At 36.6% G+C, this 17,004-nt stretch carries 14 protein-coding genes and 1 pseudogene; 14 read left to right on the top strand and 1 reads right to left on the bottom strand.

Annotated elements, in window-relative coordinates; all coding sequences use genetic code 11:
• Nucleotides 1-301: 301 nt before the first annotated feature.
• From uxuA to KS419_RS18940, 14 genes and pseudogenes are all read left to right on the top strand, one after another.
• Nucleotides 302-1,387 carry a mannonate dehydratase gene (gene uxuA / locus KS419_RS19005; protein WP_217067962.1) on the top strand — a complete coding sequence of 362 codons (1,086 nt, stop codon included), beginning with the start codon at nucleotides 302-304 and terminating at the stop codon, nucleotides 1,385-1,387.
• On the top strand, nucleotides 1,374-2,222 hold the full coding sequence (locus tag KS419_RS19000) for an SDR family oxidoreductase (protein WP_217067961.1): 849 nt from the start codon (nucleotides 1,374-1,376) through the stop codon (nucleotides 2,220-2,222). The genes uxuA and KS419_RS19000 overlap by 14 nt, the downstream gene beginning before the upstream one ends.
• A gap of 95 nt (nucleotides 2,223-2,317) precedes the next feature.
• Nucleotides 2,318-3,271 (top strand): sugar kinase, encoded by a 954-nt coding sequence (locus tag KS419_RS18995; protein ID WP_217067960.1) that lies wholly within the window; start codon nucleotides 2,318-2,320, stop codon nucleotides 3,269-3,271.
• Between the two features lie 42 nt (nucleotides 3,272-3,313).
• Complete coding sequence (locus tag KS419_RS18990; protein ID WP_217067959.1) at nucleotides 3,314-3,952, top strand: bifunctional 4-hydroxy-2-oxoglutarate aldolase/2-dehydro-3-deoxy-phosphogluconate aldolase; 639 nt, start codon at nucleotides 3,314-3,316, stop codon at nucleotides 3,950-3,952.
• Nucleotides 3,953-3,998: 46 nt separating this feature from the next.
• Nucleotides 3,999-5,411, top strand: coding sequence for a glucuronate isomerase (gene uxaC / locus KS419_RS18985; RefSeq protein ID WP_217067958.1), 1,413 nt, complete (start codon nucleotides 3,999-4,001; stop codon nucleotides 5,409-5,411).
• A gap of 174 nt (nucleotides 5,412-5,585) precedes the next feature.
• Entirely contained in the window at nucleotides 5,586-5,915 is a 330-nt protein-coding gene (locus tag KS419_RS18980) for a hypothetical protein (RefSeq protein WP_217067957.1), read from the top strand.
• 341 nt (nucleotides 5,916-6,256) lie between these two features.
• Nucleotides 6,257-6,844, top strand: coding sequence for a glycerol-3-phosphate responsive antiterminator (locus KS419_RS18975; protein ID WP_246594276.1), 588 nt, complete (start codon nucleotides 6,257-6,259; stop codon nucleotides 6,842-6,844).
• A 101-nt stretch (nucleotides 6,845-6,945) separates the two neighbouring features.
• Nucleotides 6,946-7,416, top strand: coding sequence for an MgtC/SapB family protein (locus KS419_RS18970; RefSeq protein ID WP_217067956.1), 471 nt, complete (start codon nucleotides 6,946-6,948; stop codon nucleotides 7,414-7,416).
• Nucleotides 7,417-7,598: 182 nt separating this feature from the next.
• Nucleotides 7,599-8,297 (top strand): HAD family hydrolase, encoded by a 699-nt coding sequence (locus KS419_RS18965; protein ID WP_217067955.1) that lies wholly within the window; start codon nucleotides 7,599-7,601, stop codon nucleotides 8,295-8,297.
• 20 nt (nucleotides 8,298-8,317) lie between these two features.
• Nucleotides 8,318-9,367 (top strand): aldose epimerase family protein, encoded by a 1,050-nt coding sequence (locus KS419_RS18960; RefSeq protein WP_217067954.1) that lies wholly within the window; start codon nucleotides 8,318-8,320, stop codon nucleotides 9,365-9,367.
• 33 nt (nucleotides 9,368-9,400) lie between these two features.
• Nucleotides 9,401-9,827, top strand: a pseudogene (locus KS419_RS18955) (GntR family transcriptional regulator); the annotation flags it as partial.
• Between the two features lie 497 nt (nucleotides 9,828-10,324).
• Nucleotides 10,325-10,969 (top strand): fructose-6-phosphate aldolase, encoded by a 645-nt coding sequence (gene fsa / locus KS419_RS18950; RefSeq protein WP_217067953.1) that lies wholly within the window; start codon nucleotides 10,325-10,327, stop codon nucleotides 10,967-10,969.
• A 22-nt stretch (nucleotides 10,970-10,991) separates the two neighbouring features.
• Nucleotides 10,992-12,992 (top strand): transketolase, encoded by a 2,001-nt coding sequence (gene tkt / locus KS419_RS18945; RefSeq protein ID WP_217067952.1) that lies wholly within the window; start codon nucleotides 10,992-10,994, stop codon nucleotides 12,990-12,992.
• A 160-nt stretch (nucleotides 12,993-13,152) separates the two neighbouring features.
• Nucleotides 13,153-14,433 carry an ATP-binding protein gene (locus KS419_RS18940; RefSeq protein WP_217067951.1) on the top strand — a complete coding sequence of 427 codons (1,281 nt, stop codon included), beginning with the start codon at nucleotides 13,153-13,155 and terminating at the stop codon, nucleotides 14,431-14,433.
• Nucleotides 14,434-14,545: 112 nt separating this feature from the next.
• Here the strand turns inward: KS419_RS18940 and KS419_RS18935 are convergent, their stop codons facing one another.
• Nucleotides 14,546-16,969 carry a glycogen/starch/alpha-glucan phosphorylase gene (locus KS419_RS18935; RefSeq protein ID WP_343215093.1) on the bottom strand — a complete coding sequence of 808 codons (2,424 nt, stop codon included), beginning with the start codon at nucleotides 16,967-16,969 and terminating at the stop codon, nucleotides 14,546-14,548.
• Between the last annotated feature and the right edge of the window lie 35 nt (nucleotides 16,970-17,004).

Raw genomic sequence — 17,004 nt, 5'->3', positions numbered from 1 at the left:
GGTTTTCTCCTATCAGGCGAGCGACGAGCGCAGCCATTGCCATACAAATAAAAGGAACTGAAAAAGTGGTTTTAAACTTTTTCAGTTGCTTCTTATTCGCTGCGGGGCACTTCGGAAGTGACAACTGAAGTCAAAGAGCAGACTTCTGTTGTCATTCCTCCACTGCCCTACGCTCGTGATCATAGGCGCTTGCGCTTTTCTAATAATTTTAAAAATTTATTTAAAAGATGGGATAATCGTTTATATTCTCTAGAAACAGAAGTAATATGTAATTAAGATCTAGTCTAGGAGTGAAAATAAATTGAAAATGACATTTAGGTGGTTCGGCGAAGGAAATGATACAGTCAGCTTAGATTACATTAAACAAATTCCAGGAGTAGAAGGAATTGTTTGGTCATTACATGACTTGGCTGCTGGTGAAGAATGGCCGTTAGAGAGAATTGAGGAAGTGAAAAGTCAAGCAGATAAGCATGGATTAAATATTGATGTGGTTGAGAGTGTCAATATCCACGAAGACATTAAACTCGGTTTACCAACTAGGGATAAGTACATTGATAAATACAAAAAAACAATTGAGAAGCTAGGAAGAGTTGGTGTAAAGGTTATATGTTACAATTTCATGCCTGTTTTTGATTGGACAAGGACGGATTTATTTAAAGAAATGGGGGATAGTTCCACTGCCCTCTTCTATGAAAAAGCTATCGTTGAAAATATGGATCCAATGGAACTTGTGAATACAATAAGTACTAATCCGGATTTTACAATGCCAGGCTGGGAACCGGAAAGATTGGCTCAATTATCTAAATTATTTGATGCATATAAAGATGTCTCTGAAGATGATTTGTGGAATAATCTCCACTATTTCTTAGAAGAGATAATTCCAGTTGCAGCTGCGAATGATATAAAAATGGCAATACATCCGGATGATCCACCTTGGCCAATTTTTGGTTTGCCTCGGATTATTACTGGACCTGAAAGTTTAAGAAGATTTGTTAAGCTCGTTGACAGTCCTTCTAATGGAATTACTTTATGCAGTGGATCTTTAGGTGCTAATCCCATAAATAATGTCGCTGAGATGATTAGGGAATTTGCTGATAGAATTCCATTTGCCCATATACGAAATTTAAAACGCTATGAAAATGGAGACTTCATCGAAACTTCTCATCGAAGTAAAGATGGTTCCGTCGATATTTTAGAGATTATGAAAGCCTACCATGATGTTGGTTTCATTGGCTATGCCCGTCCAGACCATGGAAGACATATTTGGGGTGAAAAGTGTAGACCAGGATATGGTTTATATGATCGAGGTCTTGGGATTATGTATTTATGGGGTATATGGGATAGCCTTGAGCGATATAAGGGGGAAACTAAAAATGTTATCAATTAATAGTAATCTAAAAGGGAAAGTCGCAGTGATCACGGGAGGCGGTGGCGTCCTTTGTGGTGCAATGGCAAAGGAATTAGGTAGACAAGGTGTAAAAGTAGCCATCCTGAACCGTACTATTGATAAAGGAGAAGCTGTTGCTCAAGAAATTCGTGATGCTGGTGGAGAAGCAATTGCAATCGAATGCAATGTAATGGATGTGGAAAGTGTAAAAAATGCCGAAAAAATAGTTTCTGAAACCTATAATGGTTATGATATTTTAATAAATGGAGCAGGTGGTAATCATCCAAAAGGATCCACTACAAATGAAACGGTTAATCTTGAAGATATTGAAGATAAAAACATTACTTCGTTTTTTGATTTAACGGGAGAAGGGTTTAATTTTGTATTTAGCTTAAATATAGTTGGAACAGTAATACCTTCGCAAATTTTCACAAAAAAAATGATAAATCGAAAAGGAGCCATCGTCATTAATATGTCCTCCATGTCAGCACCTAGTCCCATGACAAAGGTTCCTGCTTATTCAGCAGCAAAAGCTGGTGTAGAAAATTTCACTCAATGGCTTGCTGTACATATGGCACCTGCAGGAGTTCGAGTGAATGCTATTGCACCTGGATTCTTCCTGACAGAACAAAATAGAAGATTGTTAACAAACGAAGATGGATCTTATACGGAGCGTGCAGAAAAAGTAATTGCACATACACCTATGAGAAGGTTTGGAGAACCAGAAGATCTTTTAGGGACATTACTTTGGTTGGTTGATGAAAATATGTCGGGTTTCGTTACAGGTATTTCCATCCCTGTTGATGGAGGATTCATGTCTTATTCAGGTGTTTAGTTCGTTTTATCCAGATGAAAAGGTTGCCCCTAGTACTATATGGCAGCTTTTTCCATTTTTACACCTAAAAGTGATTAATTATAGGGGGTTTTGTGATGGACGTTGTTACGATTGGTGAAACAATGGTGCTCTTTACACCAGAATCTTCCCCGATGTTAAGATATTCACATTCTTTTTCCAGGAAATTTGGCGGAGCGGAAACAAATGTAGCGATTGGACTAACAAGATTAGGGCACCGAGCTGGATGGATTAGCCGGATAGGAAATGATGAATTTGGAAAAGCATTGATTTCCTTTGTAAGGGGAGAAGGAATTGACGTCAGCCAGGTAAAAATTGATAAAACTGCACCAACAGGACTTTATTTCAAAGAGGTCAGAAGCGGTGACCAAGTGAAAGTTCAATATTATCGCAAAGGGTCTGCCGCAAGTATGTTATCTCCAGAAGATCTGGATGAGCGATATATCGCTAAGGCAAAGTATCTCCATATTACAGGTATAACTCCAGCATTAAGTGAAAGCTGTTATCAATCAATCCTAAAAGCTGTTTCATTTGCAAAAAATAACGGTGTGCAAGTTGTATTTGATCCAAATTTACGGAAAAAACTGTGGTCAGAAGAGGAAGCAAGAAAAGTTCTAATCGAGTTATCTGGATTAGCGGACATCCTTTTGCCAGGCGTAGATGAAGGGTCTTTCATGTTTGGAGAAAATAATCCAATAAAATTGGGAGAAAAATTCCTGCAACTAGGTCCTGAATTGGTCATCATTAAAGTAGGGGCTAAAGGAGCGTATTATTTCACGGATGAAGGCTATGGATTAGTTCCAGGTTTTCCCTTAAAAACAGTGATTGATCCAGTGGGAGCAGGGGATGGCTTTGCAGCAGGAATTATATCAGGACTCCTGGATGGGGTTCCGATTGAAAAAGTAGTGGAGCGGGGAAATGGAATGGGTGCTCTCGCCACTCAAGTACCTGGTGATTTTGAAGGGTTAGCGGATCGGAATGAATTGGAAAGTTTTATGAATCGCTCCACTAGGGAAGATATTGATCGTTAATATAAAAAGTTGGAAAGAATTTGAAAGATAGGCGGAGATAACATGAGTTTACTTAACCAAATAAAGGACAGTGGAATCGTTGCAGTCATTCGTGGCGCAAATAAGGACAATATTATACCAATCGCCAAAGCTTTGAGTGCCGGCGGTGTGAAAGCTCTTGAATTAACGGTAGAGACACCTAAAATTCTTTCTTTAGTTGAACTGGTAGCTGATGAATTGCAAGAGGAAGCGATTGTAGGTGTGGGGACAGTTCTTGATCCTGAAACAGCAAGAGCAGCTATTATGTCTGGTGCCAAGTTTGTATTTTCACCAGTTGTGAACGTGGATACAATAAAAATGACAAAGAGGTATGGTGTTCTTAGTGTTCCAGGAGCATTAACCCCTACAGAGATTTTAACAGCTTATGAAAATGGAGCAGACTTAATAAAAGTTTTTCCAGCAAATATAATGGGGCCAGGTTACTTCAAAGATGTTCACGGACCATTACCACATATTCCACTGATGCCTACTGGTGGTATTAATGTATCAAACGTTGGATCATATATTAAAGTAGGGGCAGTTGCAGCAGGGGTTGGAAGCACTCTTGTGAATACAAAAGAGATAATAGATGAGGCTTATTGTGAAAAGCTGACACAATTAGCACAACAATTTGTAAAAGAAGTTAAACGGGCTAGAAGTTAAACCGACAGTTCCTTATGAAAAATACTTTTACTAATGGAGGACCGTAATGAAATCCTTTATAAATGAAGATTTTCTATTAACGTCTGAATCATCGAAAATCCTTTATCATGATTATGCCAAAGAGATGCCCATTTACGACTATCATTGCCATTTAAGTCCTAAGGAAATTGCTGAGAACAAATCATTTAAAAATATTACCGAAATTTGGCTCGATGGTGACCACTATAAATGGCGTGCTCTAAGGGCTCTCGGTATTAACGAAAAGTATATTACTGGAGATGCTGGCGATTATGAGAAATTTAAACAATGGGCAAAATCAGTACCTTATACTATCGGCAATCCGCTTTATCACTGGACACATTTAGAACTAAAGCGCTACTTTCATACAGATGTTTTGTTAAGTGAAGATACTGCAGAGGAAGTTTGGAATCGCTGTAATGGAATGTTAAAAGACCCTACTTTAAGTGCTCAAAAAATTATTGAGAGTTCAAATGTAAAAGTCATAGGAACGACAGATGATCCGGTGGATGATTTGCGTTATCACAAACTTATTAAGGAAGATAAAAACATAAAAACCAAGGTGCTCCCTACGTTCCGTCCAGATTTAGCAATTGAACTTAGAAAACCAGGTTTTATGGACTATGTTACAGAGCTAGGGAATGTTAGTGAAGTGAAAATTACTAATTATTCTACTCTCCTTCAGGCAATTGAAAAGAGAGCATCCTATTTTCATGAAGTGGGATGCCGAATTTCCGATCACGGATTAGAAGTTCTTCCTTTTGAAGAATGTACTGATGAAGAAGCGGCTACTATTTTCTCTAAAGCATTCAATGGAGAAACCATTACAAATATGGAAGAATTAAAATATAAAACCAATATATTAATGTACCTCGGAAGACTATATCATTCTTTAGGTTGGGCGATGCAACTCCACTTAGGTCCACTCCGTGATAACAGTCAACGAATGTTTGCAAGAGTGGGACCTAATACTGGTTTTGATTCTATCAATGATTTTACTTTGGCAAAATCATTGAATGGTTATTTAAATGGATTAGATAGAACAAATGAATTACCGAAAACTATTATTTATTCCTTAAATCCTACTCATAATTATGTGATTGCTACTGCTTGTGGAAACTTTCAGACAGAAGGGATTAGAGGAAAGGTACAATTTGGATCAGGCTGGTGGTTTAATGACCAGAAGGATGGTATGCTTCGTCAAATGACTGATTTGTCTAGTATTGGACTTCTTAGTACTTTTGTTGGAATGCTTACAGATTCAAGAAGTTTTCTTTCTTACACTCGCCATGAATACTTTAGAAGATTGCTTTGTCAATTAGTGGGAGGTTGGATTGATTCTGGAGAAGCACCTAAAGATTATCCTTTGCTGGGGAAAATAATAAAAGATATTTCCTATAATAATGCAACGGAATATTTTGATATTAATGTGGACGCCTAGTAAGTATAGGCTAAATCAATCCAAAATATTATCACCTGCCCCATAAAAGGAATTTCTCCCATTCTTTTATGGGGTTTGCTTTGTTATTTAATGTAAATCTGGTTTGGGTACTGATGTTTTACAGGTTTTACCTTCGGGTAAAGAGAAATAAAAAGAGCAGAAGGGAGCAAGGCAATGAAGAGAAAAATACAGGCATTCTTTGAAAACGAAAATGATGCCTTATCCACAACTGCAAAATTAGAAACATTAAAGATATCAGAAATTAAACTGGATCGTATACCTGAAAGTACAAATTATATTCCCCTATTACCTGCAACTCAATTTGAAATGGTAAGTGGTTCATTAAAAAGGTCGGCGCATGGAGTGTTACCAAATTTAAAGCCTAGAACAAACAAAGAGAGCATGTCTTTTATATTAGAGTTTGAAGTCCGAGAAGAGGATTTTCATGAAGCCTTTTTACTGTTACAGAAATCGGATGCCTTTCTAGATGAAAACTTTTTCTAAAATTTAAATGAGGTTGAAATTGAGAAAGCACCATAGTTTGCCCTATGGTGTTTTTTTCTTAGGCTTTGTTATCGTTCAATGTTGATTTTTGCGAAATTCACTCCCTTTCCGCGGGCGGTTCGGGAGCCTCCTCGGTGTTTCACACCTTGCGGGGTCTCCCCTGAACTCGCTTTTCCCGCAGGAGTATCGTAAATTTCGCTAAAAATCATCCTATTAAAAAATCAACATTAGCCTTTAACATAGCCTTTTCTTAAGAAACCGTTTTAGAATATAAGAGGTTTTCTGTAGGCAGTTCTGAGAAAAAAAGGTATAGTTAGTATAATCCACTAGGGGTGAGTAAATTGACAACAACTATTATAGAGATGGTAGAATCTCAAGTGATTGCTTCCATAGGTAACTCCAATTCTGTCACATATACTAATTTAATAGAAACTGCAATTCATAGTCAGTCTAATATTATTTTTATAATGAAAGGGGATCTCCTGACAACAGGGGACCAAATAAATAAATTAAAGAAACATGGAAAGAAAGTTTTTATTCATTTGGATTTTATTGGGGGATTAGCAAATAATAAAGATGGAATTCGCTATGTAGCAAAAAATTGGAAACCTGAAGGAATTATTACAACAAAGAATCAGTTTATTCCAATGGCAAAAGAGGAGGGATTAATTACGATTCAACGATCGTTTTTAATTGATTCTACAGCTTTTGACCGAACGGTAATGATACCCCACGCTTTAAAACCTGATGCTATTGAAATATTACCTGGAATAATTCCAAGGGCAATTTATGAATTAACCGAAAGAATTGAACTTCCAATTATAGCAGGGGGCTTAATAAAGGAAAAACAAGAGATTTTAGATGCCTTGTCTGCAGGGGCATTGGCAACTTCTGTTGGAAATCCGTCATTATGGAATCTTGGAATTTAAGAAGATTAACTGTCATAATTCAACAGTGGTGATCTTTACTATTGTTGTTTTTTTATTACTGCATAATGTAAACAAAAAATACTTCGAAGGGGGACTAGTTCATGGAGTTTTGGGAATTGTTTCGAGAATTGGAAATCTATTTTAGGATATTGCTAAGCGCTATTATTGGTTTTGTCATCGGACTTGATCGAACTACAAAAAATAAACCGGCAGGGCTTAAAACATATATGTATGTAGCGGTTGCCTGTACGCTGATAACAATTATTTCTATCTATAGTGTAGAGCGGTATGGTTCACAGCAAGAAGGGACTGTTATGGATCCAATGCGATTAGCAGCACAAATTGTTACCGGATTAGGATTTATTGGTGCTGGCCTTATCCTGAAAGACGGATTACAAGTTAAAGGATTAACATCAGCAGCGATGATTTTTTTTGTCGGAGGTGTTGGAATAGGGATAGGTGCTGGATTTTATAGTGTAGTCATTTTTGCAGTAATTATCACATTATTAATTGCAAAGATAGGTAACGTCATTGAAATGAAGGGGATATCACAAAAAGAAACGGATGACTGAATTGAAGATTCACAAAATATTTTAGTTTTGCAAAACACGATGGACTAATTTGTTTTATAATGAAACAAGTAGTTATACGTACGAGTTAAAGAAAGCGATTAACTTATTTATTGTCTGCTTTTGTTTAATGGTGTTTAGAAACGAGACTGGCTATTTAATGTTATGGAGAGGATATAACTTTAATGGAAAAGAAAAAAGCTGTTTTTTTTGATTTAGATGATACATTATATGATCAACTGCTTCCATTTAAGAAGGCCGTTGTACCGTATTTGGAACAGCCTGACAATGGATTTATTGAAAAATTATTTAAAACAGTACGTTACTACAGTGATTTATTATGGATGGAACATACAAAGGGAAGGTTAGCACTACATCAGTTGCGAATCCAAAGGCTAATCAAAGCATTTTTAGAGTATGGTATTATTTTAACGGATAATGATGCAACAGACATCCAAAACACTTATTTACAGAATCAAAAATTAATAGAACCATTTGATGGAGTATATCCATTAATTGAAACACTTCAAGAACAAAATTTTTTCGTGGGAATGATTACCAACGGGCCAGTGGAGCATCAAGTGAATAAAATAAAACAATTGGGTTTGTTAAATGTTATACCAATGAAGTATATTTTTGTTTCCGATGCAGTTGGTATTGCAAAACCTGATAAAAATATCTTCCTACATGTGAATAAAGTAACAGGGAAAATCCCTTCGAACTGTTATTATGTTGGGGATTCATGGACAAATGACGTCATTCCTGCTTCAGAAGCTGGCTGGACGAGTATTTGGTATAACTATCGAAACAGAAATCCATTATCAAAGTTTACTGATTATAGAGAACTGAAAAGCTATACAAATGGAATGAATCTATTCCTCTAACCTTGAAAGGAGTATGGAAAATGAAAATAACTCAATCAAATTTTGGTGAATTAAACGGTAAAGAAGTCATTGCGTACACACTCAAAAATAATAAATCTTTTGAAATGACCTGCTTGAATTATGGTTGCATTATAACAGAGCTATATGTTCCGGATATGGATGGAAAAGTAGAAAATATTGTCCTTGGATTTAACAATGTGGAGGATTACATAAACCATTCTCCTTATTTTGGTGCTACAGTGGGGAGGGTAGCAGGAAGAATTAATAAAGGGGAGTTTTCATTAGAAGGTAGAAAATATCAACTTCCAATTAATGATGGAAATAACCACCTTCATGGTGGAATAGAGGGATTTGATAAAGTATTTTGGGATGTAGAACCCTTTGAAAATGAAGACCAAATAGGTTTAGTTTTTTCTTATTTGTCTCAAGATGGGGAAGAAGGCTACCCAGGTAACGTGAACGTTAAAATAACTTATACTGTGAATACAAAAAATGAATTAACTATTGAATATGAGGGGAAAACAGATCAAAAAACCTTGCTCAACCTTACAAACCACACGTATTTTAACCTTAGTGGCGGATTAAAGCGGGATATTCTTGATCATGAACTTACTATGAAAAGTAGTGGATTTCTTTCATTAACAAAAGAGCTAATCCCAACAGGTGAGGTTGAGTCCGTAAGTAATACTCCATTCGACTTCCGCAAAGGGCGAAAGGTAAAGGATGGAGTAACATCTGATCATGATCAAAATATCCTCGTTGGAAACGGTTATGATCATCCATTCATTTTAGATGAAAATAATAACGGAGAAATCCTTTTAAAAGATGATGACAGCGGGAGAAGTATATTGGTTGAGACTAGTGAACCATGTGTGGTTTTTTATACAGGTAATATGTTGAATAACAATTTTAAATTAGGGGAAATCCAATCAAAAAAATATTTGGGACTTTGCTTGGAAACACAAAAACACCCTGATGCAGTTAACCATCCTCATTTTGATTCTATAACTTTAAGTCCAGGAGAAATATATAAAACAAAGACAAAATACTCCTTTCAGGTGAGTAATTAACAGAGAATATTTTGAGATGAGGTGGGGTGGGAAATGGAAACAAAATACAGCAAAAGTTAAGCGTATTATTAAATCTAGAATATTAGATGGAACATATTCACCTCACCAGAAAATAAGCTCTGAAAACCAGTTATTGAAAGAATTCGGAGTGAGTAGACATACGATTCGCATTGCTATTGGTGAGTTAGTTAGTGAAGGTTGGCTTTACCGTGAACAAGGTTCAGGAACATTCTGCACGGATAGGGATAATGATTGGAAATCAATTAATCAAACTAACAAGACTATAGCTATCATTACAACGTAAATTTCCGATTACATCTTTCCATCCATTATACGTGGAGCGGAATCATATTTAAGCAGTCGAGGCTATCAGGTCAGTTTATACAGTACAAATAATGATCCGGAAAGTGAAAAGCGTATTCTGGAAAATATTCTATCTCAACATGTGGCAGATGTTATGAACCTGAATTAGTTGTACGGTATTCAACCTCTAGGAAAATGTAAAGTTGTATGCAATACTTAAATTTTTTTCATAAACACCTCTTAGGTTATGAGGCCACTGAAAAAGTATCTTACAACTTTTTCAGTTCCTTTTTCAGGATTCTTTAAGATTGCGACGGCTACGCTCTTTGCTTCGAGGGATTGTAAAAGTGGAAAAGCACCACTTTTCAGTGCCTTCTAGGTGATAGGGGTGTTTACTATGGAAATTAACAATCTACTTATATTATTCCCTTTTAGTTCCCTCCAGAAAAGATCATTGTCAGAAGGTTTTTGTTAATAAAAATGACTTATTTTTAACACAAAAACATCTTGTAAAAAAAATGGTTAACGTTTAAGATTATTGTTGTGTACGTACAACTCGTTTGGTGTTATAATGATATGTTTAAATTGTATGTGTGATTCTATAGTTTTTAGGGTTGTGCAAATGATCTTATTACATAAAAAGGAGTGAGTATGATGAAATTCTTCTTGGATACTGGAAATGTGGAAGAGATTAAGAGAATTACTAAATTAGGTTTAGTGGATGGAGTAACAACAAATCCTACACTAATCGCAAAAGAAAGTCGACCTTTTAAAGATATTATTAAAGAAATTTGTGATGTCGTTGACGGACCTGTCAGTGCAGAAGTCATTGGTTTAACAGTTGAAGAAATGGTAAAGGAAGCACATGAACTTGCGGCATGGGCTCCAAATGTTGTAATTAAACTTCCAATGACAGAAGCTGGTCTTGAAGCAACATATGAATTAACAAAACAGGGGATAAAAACGAATGTAACATTAGTGTTTTCAGCAGCACAAGGGTTGATGGCTGCAAAGGCTGGGGCCACTTACATTAGTCCATTTATCGGCAGGTTAGATGACATTGGTACAGATGGTATGATTCTAGTAAAAGACTTAAAAACGATTCTATCAAACTACGGATTTAAAACGGAGATTATTGCTGCGAGTGTTCGAAATATTACACATGTTGAAGAGGCTGCAAAAGCAGGTGCTCATATTGCAACAATTCCAGGTTCTTTACTTCCTTCATTATGGAAGCACCCTTTAACAGATTCAGGTATTGAAAGATTTTTAAAAGATTGGGAAAATGTTCCGAAATAAATAACAGCGGAGGTATTTAAGCATGACAATTGAACAATTGGCAATAAATAGTTTAAGAACACTATCAATCGATATGGTAGAAAAGGCAAACTCAGGTCATCCTGGGATGCCAATGGGTGCAGCTCCAATGGCTTATGAGCTTTGGACAAACCAGATGAAACATAATCCGACGAACCCAAATTTCTTTGATCGTGATCGGTTTGTATTATCTGCAGGACATGGTTCAGCACTACTATACAGCTTACTCCATTTAACAGGGTATGACTTACCAATGGAAGAACTGAAAAACTTCCGTCAACACGGAAGCAAAACACCTGGTCACCCAGAATTCGGTCATACTGTAGGTGTGGAAGCAACGACTGGTCCTCTTGGTCAAGGGATTTCCACAGCAGTAGGTATGGCAATGGGAGAAGCCCATTTAGCAGCAACTTATAATAAAGAGAACTTTGAAATTGTTAATCACTATACGTATACTATTTGTGGTGACGGAGATCTAATGGAAGGCGTTGCATCAGAAGCAGCTTCCATGGCAGGGCACATGGGTCTTGGTAAACTGGTTGTGTTATATGATTCAAATGATATTTCTTTAGACGGAGATTTAAACATGGCTTTCTCTGAAAGTGTAGAAGAGCGTTTTAAATCATATAAGTGGCACTATGTTCGCGTAGAAGATGGAACGGATATTGCGGCAATTGGAAAAGCAATTGAAGAAGCGAAATCTGTAAGCGATCAGCCGACACTTATTGAAGTTCGTACTATTATCGGTCACGGAAGTCCAAATAAATCAGGTAAATCCGCAGCACATGGATCACCGCTTGGTAGTGATGAAGTAGCTTTAACAAAAGCAAGCTATGGTTGGGATCACGAGCCTTTTGAAATTCCTGCCTCTGTCCGTGAGCATTTTGCAAAAATAAAAGTTAATGGTGAGAAAGCAGAAGGAGAATGGAATGCATTATTCCAAAGTTATAAGGAAGCATATCCTGAGCTGGCAGTTCAATTTGAACAAGCAATCTCCAATACGTTACCAGAAGGATGGGATAAGGATCTTGAACTATTCCCTCTCGATGCTCCAAAGATGGCAACGCGGGAATCATCAGGATACTCCATCAATGCAATTGCTAAAAATTTACCAACTGTTTTTGGCGGATCTGCAGACTTAGCAGGATCTAATAATACAACATTAAAAGATTTACCTGTATTCAGTAAAGGGGACTATGCGGGAAGAAACATTTGGTTTGGTGTTCGTGAACATGCGATGGGTGCAGCATTAAATGGTCTTGCTCTTCACGGCGGAGTACGTCCTTACGGTGGAACTTTCTTCGTGTTTTCAGATTACCTCCGTCCATCAATTCGTCTAGCTGCAATGATGAAACAGCCTGTAGTTTATGTTTTAACTCATGATAGTATTGCAGTTGGGGAAGACGGGCCAACACATGAGCCAGTGGAGCAACTTCCAGCTTTACGTGTTATTCCAGATTTAACAGTAATGCGTCCTGCAGATGCAAATGAAACAGTAGAAGCGTACCGTTATGCATTCGAACAAAGGGAAGCTCCTGTTGCAATGGTATTAACTCGACAAAAGTTACCTGTATTAGAAGGATCTGCTGAGCTAGCCAGAGATGGAGTTAGAAAAGGTGCTTACGTTCTTTCCGATTCAGACAAGGAAGCGGATGTCATTCTTTTAGCAACTGGTTCTGAAGTAAGTCTTGCTGTGGAAGCGAAGAAGGTTCTTTCTGAGCAAGGAGTAGCAGTTCGTGTTGTAAGTATGCCTAGCTGGGAATTATTCGAGCAACAATCTGATGAGTATAAGGAGTCTGTATTACCTTCTAGCGTAAAAGCACGCGTTGGTATTGAAATGGCTTACCCTCTAGGTTGGGAAAAATATGTTGGTGACCATGGAACAGTAATCGGAATCTCAACATTTGGTGCATCTGCCCCTGGGGATATTGTGATGAAAGAGTATGGATTCTCTGTTGAGAATGTTGTGGCAAATGTAGAAAAAGTATTAAAGTTAGTAAAATAAATGATTTTAATTATAAAGCTGTCTCACTGAGGTGAGGCAGTTTTTTTCGAACATAAAAATATCGTACCGTTGTGTAATTGAAATACTGTGTTGAAAAAGAGGTGTTTATTAAGGGCAAGGAGAATTATACAACTATGTCGATGAGGTGAGGTGGGACAGGATGATTGGATTACCAGAAGAACTATATGTTTTTCTTTTGAACCTATTTTTCGTTTATTTTTTATTTATTACATACCATAGGTTTATAGAGAGAAGGATCACCGGAATTTCCCATGAAATCTTCATTGGAATCTTTTCAGCTATGGGTATTGTCCTCTGTATGACGTTTCCGATCTCTCCATTTCCAAATTTCATCTTTGATATGAGACAAGTCCCCTTTATTATTGGTGCATTATATGGCGGCCCTAAAGTAGCGTGTTTCTTATTGGCGGTGTTATTAGCCTATCGATTCCATATCGGTTTTGATTCTGGATTTTATGCATCCATTTTAGTGTACGGACCTCTTCTATTTGTTTTGCTTTATTTATATCCCATTTTCACAAGAATTAGTAGAGTGAAGGAAAAGGTGTATCTAGCAGCATTTGCCTCATTTTTAGGTTTATTAATTTTATTTTTGGTTGTTTATGGATATAGCCCAAATGGAAAAATGATAGAACTAATCCCAGTAATTATCCTTTATAGTACAGAGTTCATGGGTATTGTTCTATTTGTTGTTTTTATTGAACGGGCGCGATCTGATCGTATTATTCTGGAAGAGCTCAAAAAGTTAGAAAAACTAAAAGTAGTTAGTGATATTGCTGCGAGTATTTCCCATGAGGTTAGAACCCCACTTACTGTTATACGAGGGTTCCTACAATTATTGAATGAAAAGAATGTTCCAGAAGAAAAGAAGCATTTTTATATAAAGCATTCCATTGAGGAATTGGATCGTGCGCAGGATATCATTTCAGATTATCTCACTTTTGCTAAACCATCACTAGAAAATGTGGAGCTTTTAGAAATAAATGAGGAGTTAGAATATATTGTAAATGTGGTTACACCATATGCTACCCTTCATAATTCCATTATTAGTTTTCAAACGACAGATGAACTTACTGTTGTGGGTGAGCGACAAAAACTTCATCAATGCTTGATGAATATTATAAAAAACGGTATTGAATCCATGCAAAACGGAGGAGAACTATCCATCAGAGTAAGGAAGGTTAACGAAAATGCTGAGATTAAAATTAAAGATAAGGGTGTAGGGATGACCACAGAGCAGATAAACAGGTTAGGTACTCCCTACTATACGACCAAAGACAAGGGAACAGGTCTTGGAACAATGGTTGTTTTTAGTATAATTAAAATAATGCAAGGAACTATTAAAGTAGAGAGTGAGATAGGAAAAGGTACAACATTTACAGTCACTTTTCCCAGTATCATTCAAGAAAACCAATATTGAATGAAAAATGTCATGCAGAAAGCTTTGGGGCACTGAAAAAGTATCTTACAACTTTTTCAGTATCCTCGAAAGTATCCCCAAGACTTGTTTAGAGAAGTATAATCCAATTAAATTAATATTTTTTAAGTTTCCAAATTTCCGAAGCATATTCTTGAATCGTACGGTCACTGGAAAATTTACCAGAATGGGCAATATTCGTGACACTCATGGCATTCCATGCGTTTTTATCACGATAGGCCTGTTCCACTAATTCATGAATTTCCAAATACGGATCAAAGTCTTTTAGAACAAAATATGGATCATTGTGGTACAAGATATTGTAGTAAATATCTTTATACTCGATTTCCTGAGATCCGAAAGCACCTTCGTTTAATTGGTCTAAAATACGTTTCACCCTGTCATCCGTGTTGTAGATATCCCTTGCAATGTAGCCTCCATTTTGATAATAATCCAGTACTTGATCAGCGTTTAATCCAAAAATAAAAATATTATTATTTCCCACAAAATCTCTTATCTCAATATTTGCTCCGTCCAATGTTCCAACGGTTAATGCCCCATTCATCATCATTTTCATATTACCTGTTCCCGATGCTTCCTTACTTGCTGTAGAAATCTGTTCACTAATGTCTGCTGCTGGAATTAATTTTTCCGCTAAACTAACATTATAGTTTTCGAGAAAGACAACTTTCAATTTCCCACGAATATCCTTATCATTGTTTACAATGGAGGCAACTTGATTAATTAATTTTATTACTTCTTTGGCAAGATGATAACTTGGGGCCGCTTTGGCACCAAAAATAAAAGTTCTTGGTGTTATATCAAGGCTGGGATTATCTTTTAGTTCATTATATAAATGAAGGATGTGAAATACATTTAATAATTGACGTTTATATTCGTGCAGTCGTTTAATTTGAATATCATAAATGGAATTCTCATCGATAGTAATCCCGGTCCTGTCGTGAATAAAGTCTGCCAGTATTCGTTTATTTTCATTCTTCACTTGACCAATCTTTTCTAGAAAGGAGCTGTCCTTTGTATAACGTAACAGTCCTATAAGGTCATTTGGACGTTGAATCCATTTCGGTCCTATTACATCTGTTACTAATTTAGCCAGATTCGGGTTTACTTGTAACAACCAACGGCGATGGGTAATTCCATTAGTTTTATTGTTAAAACGTTTAGGAAAGAGGTAGTAAAAGTCTTTCATTTCTTTCTTTTTTAATATTTCTGTGTGTATTCGGGCAACACCATTAATACTAAAGCTTCCTACAATGGCCAGCCTTGCCATATGTACTTGGTCATCTGCTATGATAGCAAGGGCTGGAATCTTATCTCGAAGTTCAGGGTAATCAAACCAGATGCCTTTACAAAAACGTTCGTTTATTTCATCGATGATCATATAAATTCTTGGTAGGAGATCCTTAATCATTCCCTTAGGCCATTTTTCCAAGGCTTCACTTAATGTGGTGTGGTTTGTGTATGCCATAACAGAAGTTGTAATTTTCCATGCTTCATCCCATCCATAACGTTCTTGATCCATTAATATTCTCATTAATTCCGGAATGGCCAGGCTCGGATGTGTATCATTAATTTGGATGACCACTTTATCGGGTAAATACTTGAGTGAACGGCGGTTGTTCTTTTTATATTCTTTAATGATATGTTGAATACTTGCAGAAACAAGAAAATACTGTTGTTTAATACGAAGTGTTTTTCCTTCGAAATGGGAATCATCAGGATATAAAAATCCGGATATTTGTTCAATGGAATGTTTATGATCTAATTGATGATAATAGTGGTCTGTTTGGCTAGTTAAATGATCTGTATCAATTTCTGTTGATTCTGCACTCCATAGCCTCAGACTGTTAACAATGTTGTTTCGATATCCGATAATGGGTATATCATACGGAACAGCCATTACCTTATCCGTATTTTCGTATTTAAACTCCAAGGTCCCATCATTTTTTTCATGCATGTGCACATTCCCACCGAAATGAATTTCAACAGCCTGATCTATTTTTCTTGTCTCCCAAGGGTATTCTTCTTTTAGCCAATAATCAGGTAGCTCAATTTGATGACCATGAATAATACGCTGTTCAAATAGACCATAACGATAACGTATTCCACATCCATGTCCGGGGTATTTTAAGGATGCTAAAGAATCAAGAAAGCAAGCAGCTAATCTACCTAACCCACCATTCCCCAAACCGGCATCATGTTCTTGTTCATAAACTTGTTGTGGTTGAAAGCCTAATTTGAGAAGTGCCTCGTTTGCTCGTTCTAATATACCAGAGTTTAGCAGATTACTTTCTAAGAGGCGCCCAACGAGAAATTCCATTGATAGATAATAAACTTGTTTCTTCTTCTTATATTTGTCCTGTGTAACCATCCAATCTCCATTGACTACGTCATTTACGACGGAAGTTATTACGTAATAAAGATCTTTATTGGAGGCACTTTTAATATCTTTGCCTCTCTCTGTTTTGAGTTTTTTAGTTATTTGGTCCACAAGCCTTTTTGTTGTCAACTCTTGCACGATTACACAACCCCTCACCTTTCAAATAATCCTTA

The organism is Evansella tamaricis (assembly GCF_019042215.1).
Taxonomy (GTDB): Bacteria; Bacillota; Bacilli; order Bacillales; family Salisediminibacteriaceae; genus Evansella; species Evansella tamaricis.
The sequence above is the reverse complement of the archived record's forward strand: the minus strand, read 5'-3'. Positions and strand labels throughout refer to the sequence as shown.

What these genes read in the sequence shown, in the direction of transcription:
- KS419_RS18980 (WP_217067957.1), top strand. Translation starts at nt 5,586, where the DNA reads ATGAAGAGAAAAATACAGGCATTCTTTGAAAACGAAAATGATGCCTTA.
- KS419_RS18960 (WP_217067954.1), top strand. Translation starts at nt 8,318, where the DNA reads ATGAAAATAACTCAATCAAATTTTGGTGAATTAAACGGTAAAGAAGTC.
- KS419_RS18940 (WP_217067951.1), top strand. Translation starts at nt 13,153, where the DNA reads ATGATTGGATTACCAGAAGAACTATATGTTTTTCTTTTGAACCTATTT.
- KS419_RS18995 (WP_217067960.1), top strand. Translation starts at nt 2,318, where the DNA reads ATGGACGTTGTTACGATTGGTGAAACAATGGTGCTCTTTACACCAGAA.
- KS419_RS18990 (WP_217067959.1), top strand. Translation starts at nt 3,314, where the DNA reads ATGAGTTTACTTAACCAAATAAAGGACAGTGGAATCGTTGCAGTCATT.
- KS419_RS19000 (WP_217067961.1), top strand. Translation starts at nt 1,374, where the DNA reads ATGTTATCAATTAATAGTAATCTAAAAGGGAAAGTCGCAGTGATCACG.
- uxaC (WP_217067958.1), top strand. Translation starts at nt 3,999, where the DNA reads ATGAAATCCTTTATAAATGAAGATTTTCTATTAACGTCTGAATCATCG.
- KS419_RS18970 (WP_217067956.1), top strand. Translation starts at nt 6,946, where the DNA reads ATGGAGTTTTGGGAATTGTTTCGAGAATTGGAAATCTATTTTAGGATA.
- tkt (WP_217067952.1), top strand. Translation starts at nt 10,992, where the DNA reads ATGACAATTGAACAATTGGCAATAAATAGTTTAAGAACACTATCAATC.
- fsa (WP_217067953.1), top strand. Translation starts at nt 10,325, where the DNA reads ATGAAATTCTTCTTGGATACTGGAAATGTGGAAGAGATTAAGAGAATT.
- KS419_RS18965 (WP_217067955.1), top strand. Translation starts at nt 7,599, where the DNA reads ATGGAAAAGAAAAAAGCTGTTTTTTTTGATTTAGATGATACATTATAT.